The organism is Allobosea sp. 05T422_2 (assembly GCF_056396265.1).
Genome location: NZ_JBFTLD010000323.1, coordinates 1 through 6944 on the forward strand (window position 1 = coordinate 1; position 6944 = coordinate 6944).

5 protein-coding genes and 2 pseudogenes are annotated in these 6944 nt (G+C 62.2%); 3 read left to right on the forward strand and 4 right to left on the reverse strand.

Going from position 1 to position 6944, the window contains the following annotated elements; translation table 11 throughout:
• A pseudogene (locus AC1DJT_RS32535) lies at positions 1 to 388 on the reverse strand (ROK family protein); the annotation flags it as partial.
• Between the two features lie 225 nt (positions 389 to 613).
• Between AC1DJT_RS32535 and AC1DJT_RS32540 the strand changes: the two are divergent.
• Positions 614 to 1093 (forward strand): DUF2938 domain-containing protein, encoded by a 480-nt coding sequence (locus tag AC1DJT_RS32540; RefSeq protein WP_441505706.1) that lies wholly within the window; start codon positions 614 to 616, stop codon positions 1091 to 1093.
• A 41-nt stretch (positions 1094 to 1134) separates the two neighbouring features.
• Here the strand turns inward: AC1DJT_RS32540 and AC1DJT_RS32545 are convergent, their stop codons facing one another.
• Positions 1135 to 1878, reverse strand: coding sequence for an aspartate/glutamate racemase family protein (locus AC1DJT_RS32545; RefSeq protein WP_441505705.1), 744 nt, complete (start codon positions 1876 to 1878; stop codon positions 1135 to 1137).
• A gap of 1043 nt (positions 1879 to 2921) precedes the next feature.
• Between AC1DJT_RS32545 and AC1DJT_RS32550 the strand changes: the two genes are divergently transcribed.
• Positions 2922 to 3830: a diacylglycerol/lipid kinase family protein gene (locus tag AC1DJT_RS32550; RefSeq protein ID WP_476835690.1), complete on the forward strand. Its 909-nt coding sequence runs from the start codon at positions 2922 to 2924 to the stop codon at positions 3828 to 3830.
• 260 nt (positions 3831 to 4090) lie between these two features.
• Here the strand turns inward: AC1DJT_RS32550 and AC1DJT_RS32555 are convergent, their stop codons facing one another.
• Positions 4091 to 5059 carry an acyltransferase family protein gene (locus tag AC1DJT_RS32555; protein ID WP_476835691.1) on the reverse strand — a complete coding sequence of 323 codons (969 nt, stop codon included), beginning with the start codon at positions 5057 to 5059 and terminating at the stop codon, positions 4091 to 4093.
• A 1136-nt stretch (positions 5060 to 6195) separates the two neighbouring features.
• Entirely contained in the window at positions 6196 to 6492 is a 297-nt protein-coding gene (locus AC1DJT_RS32560) for a hypothetical protein (RefSeq protein ID WP_476769431.1), read from the reverse strand.
• A gap of 127 nt (positions 6493 to 6619) precedes the next feature.
• Between AC1DJT_RS32560 and AC1DJT_RS32565 the strand changes: the two are divergent.
• A pseudogene (locus AC1DJT_RS32565) lies at positions 6620 to 6944 on the forward strand (ionic transporter y4hA); the annotation flags it as partial.

Sequence of the window (6944 nt, forward strand, 5' to 3'; positions counted from 1 at the left end):
ATCCGCCGCCGACCACGATACGCTCGACGGTGCTCCAGGGCTTCAGCCTGGCGAAGCGGCGAATGACGAAGGCCAGCGACTGGGCGTAGCGTTCGATGGCGCTGAGGATGAGAGCCGCCTCGCGCGGCTCGCCTTCCCCCAGCAGCGCATCGAGCTCCTTCTTGCCGATCTTGTCGGAGTCGACCGTGATGGGGTCTTCGCCGGTCCGGCGCAGGTGCTCGCGAAGGGCGTCGAGATGCTCKAGAAATGCGCCACGTTTAGCCTTGTCGCCAACGAAGCCGTCCTCGTCGCGAACCTCCAGATTATAGCTGGTGACGACAACCGAAGGCAGGTCATCCACTCCGTGAGGACCGCCCGCGCGTGCTTTCGTCGTCATTTCGGCTGCCATGTTCCGCTATCCCCCGTGTGGACTCCCGAAGGGAACGGCCTCGGTGCTCCCAGGGTTCCGTAAGCTGGCGGCATATCGCCTCCTGGGATGAACAGCGCATGGCGCCCCTGCGCGGCGCGCGCGGGGAAGACCGCCCCCTGCGATTGACCTCGCGGGGCCTCTTCCCTTCCATGGCGGCCAAGGCGCGACGGTCGATGCGCCATGGCTGGTTTCCGGGGATATGCGATGCTTGAGTTTCTTCTGCGCGCGGTGCTGATCGGTGTCGGCGCGACAATCCTGTTCGATCTCTGGGCCCAGTTCCTGAACCGCGCCTTCGGCCTGCCGACTCCGAACTGGGCTATGACCGGGCGCTGGTTCGGCCATCTGGCGCAAGGTCGACTGGCGCATGAGGATATTGGACGCTCCGAGCCGGTGGCGAACGAACGCGCCCTCGGCTGGATCGCGCATTACCTGATCGGCATCCTGTTCGCGGCGGTCCTGCTGGCGATCTGGGGGCTCGACTGGGCCCGCAATCCGAGCCTCGCGCCTGCTCTGATCGTCGGTCTCGTCACGGTCGGCTGCGGCTGGTTCATCCTGCAGCCGGGAATGGGCGCCGGCATCGCGGCGTCGAAGAAGCCGAATGCCGGCCAGATCCGCGCCATGAACATCGCGGGCCATATCGTCTTTGGCGTGGGGCTCTATTGCTCGGCGCTCCTGCTGCGCTGAGCATGCCGGCGGCAGCTCCCCGGTTCAGGACCTTCCCCGGTTCAGGACCTGGCGAGAAGGGCCGTAAGCGCGGGCGACAGGCCGACGCTCCCGACCGGCGCCGGGAAGGCGAGATCGCCGCTTGCCGGTTTCGCCGTACCGCCATTGAGAGCGGCCAGGACCGCTTTCATGCCGGTCTGGACCGAGCAGATCACCGGAATATCGAGAAGTGGCTGGACGCGTGCGGCGAGGCCGGCAAGTCCGGCGCCGCCGAGAATGACGGCTCCGGCGCCGTCGCGTTCCGCCGTCTTGCGGCAGGCTGCGGCGAGCAGTGCAATCGAGCCATCGGGATCACGGGCGATATCGGCCCCCGTCGGAGTGACTGTTTCAACCGAGGCAAGCCGGCCGTCGAGGCCGATCATGGCGACGAATTCATGCAGGATCGGTCCCCAGCGCTCGCCGCCGGTGACGATCGAGAACTGCCGCGCCATCGCCGCGGCGGCCAGGCAACTCGCCTCCGCCATGCCGATGACCGGAACGGGAGAGACCTCCTTCAGGGCGTGAAGCCCTGGGTCGCCAAAGCAGGCGAGATAGACCGCGTCGCAGCCGGCGCCATGCTCGGCATAGGCCTCGAGGGCGGCATGGGCCGCAATCACCCCCGCGCTGCGGCTCGAAATATACTGCGCGCCGAAGCGGCCTGTCACCGGATGCAGGGCGACATTGGACGGAGCATGCGGCGCCACGACCTGCATGACGAGATCCGTCATCGCCTGGGTCGTGTTGGGATTGATCAGCAGGATACGCAAGAGAGCCTCGGGCAGGGTGCAGGCTTCAGGCTTAGCGAGCTCGAGGCCCCAGGCCAAGCGACCAGCGCGGACAAGGTCCAAGTCATGAATGTATACGGGGCGCTTCGCAGAGGCGCGGTGTGGGCGCTGCGATGGCCCCGATGCCTCTGGCGGGCGACCGCCACGGCCGAGAGCGCCGTTCGATGAGCCTGAGGGCGGAGGCGATGCTTGGACAAGGTGCTCAAAGTGGCGCGTTGCGATCTAAGCGCGAATAGCGCTGACCAATGGGCGATGAGAGGCGTTTGTGGGTTGATAGTGGGAGAGCGCTCCCTACCGTAAGGATCAAGGTCGGCCTCCGGTCTGTGGCGCTCAGGCGCGCGCAGACCGAAGGCGAGTGCGGGGCCTTTCCTTGCGCGGCACAAAACGGCTACATTCCGCGCTCATAATGCCGCAACTTTGCCACATGTCTGACAAGGGGCCAGCATGGTGAACTTAGTCTGTCGCGTGAGCCTTGCCGGCTTGCTGGCTGCTGGCTGCTCGCCACAAGCGATGCCAACGGTCGAAGCGATCACAAAGCCGACGGTCGAGACTTTTGCTCGGCTGGGGAGTTGGCGACCCTGGCAGTCTGCTCAAGCGGAGAAGCCGCAGACTGCGCCTCTCGTTCTCTCTGACCCCGCGCCGGAGGCGAACAAGCCAGATTCGATCGTGCGTGAGCCGGTAACGGTGACCAGGCCAGCGCCCAAGCTGACAGCGGTCGCTGTACGGGCCCCGAAGCCGGTCGCTCGGCCCGTTCAACCTATTGTGCCCGCTTCGATGCCCGAGGAACCCAGTAAGACCCCGCCGGCCCTCGTCTCTTGCCGCACGCATAACGAACCCGGCCAGCGCGTACACATGGAGTGTAGTCCTGTCGATTGATAGAAGGCGGTGAACAGGTAACTGGAGCGCGAGCAAATCGCGGGCTATCAAGGTCCACGAGGCATTGATTGCATTGCTGTGCGGGCACAAACCTGAAGAAGGAGTGTCCGGTATCTCGGGTTCGGTAGGACCAATACCGGGGCATAACTATGTTTGTTCTGTTCAACCCGGTTGCCGGAAGGGCTCGTGGGTTCTCGGCTTGCGATCTCGCAAAACTCTTTCCCAACTCGACTGTCGTCGAGACCAGGATGGCAGGAGACGCGGAAAGGCTGGCGCGGCAAGCTGCCCACGATGGGCATGACTGCATCGTGGCAGTCGGCGGCGATGGCACGATATCGGAGGCCGCGTCGGGCATGATCGGATCGCGTGCCGAACTCGGTGTGTTGCCACTCGGCACTGCGAATTTGTTCGCGCAGGAACTCGGGATCCCGCTTGATATCGTGGAAGCCGCTCGCCTTATCAATGAGGGATATTCAGTGCCGGTCTATCCGGGACTGTACTCTGCTGTGGGGCGTCGAGAACGAGTATTCGTCCAAACTCTAGGAGTTGGATTCGATGGTGCGGTTGYTCGCCGCCTGAACAAAGATGCGAAGAAGATAATTGGTAAACTCGCATACGTCATCGCGGCTATACAGTGCCTGCTGGTGCATCGAGACCAAAAATTCTCCGTGCGCATCGATGGAGGCCCCGATGAACTTGTTTCGGGACTGCTGGTGATGAAGGGCCGGTTCTACGCAGGGTCCTTCATTATAAGCGAAAATGCCACGCCAAAGGCATCAGGTTTCATTGTCGCGCTTCAACGTGAAGGAAGCCGTTTCGCGCAGTTGAAGTCCGCATTCTGTATCGCCACAAATAGGTTTTCGTCGCTTTCGTTCATTGAAATGAGACGCGCCGACCATGTCTCCATTCGTGGTACATCGGATGTACAAATCGATGGCGATCTGGCGCCGCCGCCCCCGGCGGACATTCGTGCCGCAGGCTCATGTGTCCATGTTCGCGTGGCCCGATCGACAGCAGCGAACAGCATCCGTGTGTCGCGATCAGCTTCTGTGCGTTGATCTTGCGCGGTTTCAGGCCAGGGGCCTCGTTCCTGCCCAGCGATGTCACAGTCCGTGGGGACAACCGATCTGCACAGAGGACCATAGCTCGCGCTTTCAACACGATCGAGGCCCGCCTAGTGCCTTCGCAGTGGCGGGCCAATAATGAAACGCGTCGGGGCTGCCTTGGTTATGGGGGAGTGGGCGAGCGGTGCTCGCGATCAACAAGTCGCCTGAGCTTCCTGGCGCCCTGGCGATAAGAGACCGCCGCGTTGGAGCAGTCAGGGGGGCGTTGGGATTGGTCGACGCCGTATCTGGATTAACGCGCGGAAGCCCGCGAGCATCGGCGTTTCGATGAAGCGAAAAACGACATAGGCCAGCAATACGCTCATGCCGACAGACGCGAGCATGACCGGAATGCTCTGCGCCTGATCGAGCCAGGGCAGCTTGGTGGCTACGATCCGCATTGGCTCGATCACCATCAGGTGGGTCAGGTAGAGCGAATAGGACATGCCGCCGAGCGCAAGCAGGGCCCGATTCCGACAGGCGAGGCCGGATGCTTCGGCCAAGAGTGCGGTCAAGAGAACTGCTGTGACGATGATGAGCGCCACAGCCGCTGGCGGCTCGTGCCACGCCACGCAGATCGTGACGACGCCGCCGGCAACGATCGCGGACACGACCTTCATTGTCCTGCGCAACGGAGGCATCCAGAGCCGCGCGGCAAGCCAAACATAGTAGAGAGCAATGCCGATCACGAAGAAGCCGGTCACCCTCCCCCCATAGGTCKAGCAGACCCGCCCGCATGGGGCAAAATGCTGAACCGCCTGCAAGAGCAGTAGCACAACCGCAGCGATCAGTGGCGCCCACCTCTTGCTTATCGCGAGCGCGACACCAAACAGCACGTAGAAAAACATTTCATAGTTGAGGGTCCAACCGACGCGCAGCACCGGCGGCTTGTCGGCCGGAACGAACAGAAGGCTCTCGAGCAAGTGCGGCCACGTATAGGGTGTAAAAATGAAGAAAACCGCAGTTGCGATCCAGTAGAGAGGCACCACACGGACAAGGCGTTTGAGCAGGAACCCGGTGCTATCCTGGCGTGTCACATGGGTGATGATGAAACCGCTGATCGCGAAGAAGATGGACACGCCATAGAATTCAGTTGAGATGCCGCGGACGATCTGAAAATCGCTGTGGTAGAAACTCACTCCAAGCGCCGCCAAGCCTCTGAGCAATTGCAGATTGTAGATCATCCCGGCGCAGCCCCCGATGCGCCGAATGACGCGTTGAAATTGTTCCGCGTCGCAGTTTCGACCGCCTCTGCAGACACCCTCTTCCTTCATGATGCATGACAACGCGGATCGCAATATCGCGGCCGATCGGGGCACTTGTCAGTGCAGGCCAACGCGACGCTCGGGCTTCGCCGACTCTGGATGCCGCGCGCAGGCGATCGCTGACAGAAGAGCCTCCGTGGCGATGCAGTGCTGATGGGAGGTCGTCCGCAAGAAGCGCGCGACATGGCCAGGGCGCGCCACAAGGCGGGAATACCGGGCTTGAAAGCCTTCCGAAAACGCCAGTGAGCAGGCGTATCGAGAATGAATGGTGCCCCTGGCCGGGATCGAAATATAAGCCTAATGCATTGTTATCAAACTGATATTCAATCAATTATCTTCATAAAGGCCATCAAATAAGCCAACAATCCTATTCGGCARGCACTCACGCATTCCGGMGCATTGGGGCGCATCACTTATCAACAGATACGTCKGCATGCCGCGCTACTGAAGCGGTTGCTGAAGGCCGCGACACGTCTGAGAACAGAGATGTGGATCTGCCGGAAAAACGGCCGCTCAGCGAAGATGGTAATAATGCGCAACGAGGCTGCCTTACACGTTTGCGCGGATCTCAATTCGTAGAACTTTGCTCGACCTGACCCAGGAGGCGCTGCGCGGCGAGGTCCGCAAGCCGAGGCTCAAACTCCGTGATAGGCTCGCCCAGGCGAAGCAAAGCTCGGAGCCTACCAGGCCGCAACAACTGCGGCAGCTACATCCAGTCACAGCACGCCTCGGCAGCCCTTAACCGCCCTCATTGCGTCTGACGATAATGACTTCGGCGCCGGCGTCGAGGCAGCGCCGCGCCCATCATTCGTCCGGTTCTAGTGAAATTAATTGCACAACAGGGTGGGAAAAAACCCCGTAGAGACCATCTCGAAATTGGCTCTACGGGGTCTCAGGCACCCGACACCTCTGGGGGAGTAGTCGGGGGGTTCGGAGATGGAGAAGTCTCAGGCTCTCCGCAACTGCGGCTCCTGGCCGTCGAGGCGGGTCATGGCGGAGGTTTTGCCACTCCTTATGCTGAGCCCGGTGAGCAGCCCGGTCAACCACGCACACGTTCATGCCTCGCTCCGTCGGAAGAAGCGCACGGCTGCATCGAGCTTCGGGCCACTGTTGGCGACAATGATGCGGCCAAGGCTTTCCGTCGCGGAGATGCCGTCGGCCATCATATGCGCAACAATCGCTTCCCGCACCTCATCGAGTGCCTTCACAAGCCTGGCGGCGCGGTCCTCGATGGCGTCATGAGCATTGCGCATCGCATCGAGGCGACCTCGGCCTGGGCACCACGCTGCACGCTGCATGAGCCCGGTGCGGCCCTTGGCGGCAGCCTTCAGCCGCGCAGCCTGGTCCTCCATGTCGATTTGGTCCTCGGCCCCCTCGCCGTGGCCTTGCCCGTTTGCAGACATTCCGAAGGTCGCAGGAGGGTGGATTGTGYCTTGGTGGACTTGGACGTGGCCTGTACTGGGCTGGGTGATCCTCCTGTTGGCATTTTCCGTCGGCGGCGGGGGCGCCACCGCGGCTGCGGGAATAGCCCTGCTAGGCACGGTGTTCGCGGCCGTTCACCACGCGGAGGTGGTCGCGCACCGCGTMGGCGAGCCGTTTGGAACGCTCGTTCTCGCCGTGGCGGTCGCGGTGATTGAGACGGCACTGATCATCTCGATCACGATTTCAGCTCCAGCCGAAAACACCGGATTGGCACGCGACGCGGTATTCGCCGCTGTCATGATTGTGTGCAATGGCATCGTGGGCGCCTGTCTACTCTTGGGCGGCGCCCGCTACCACGAACAGGGATTTCAACTCCAGGGGG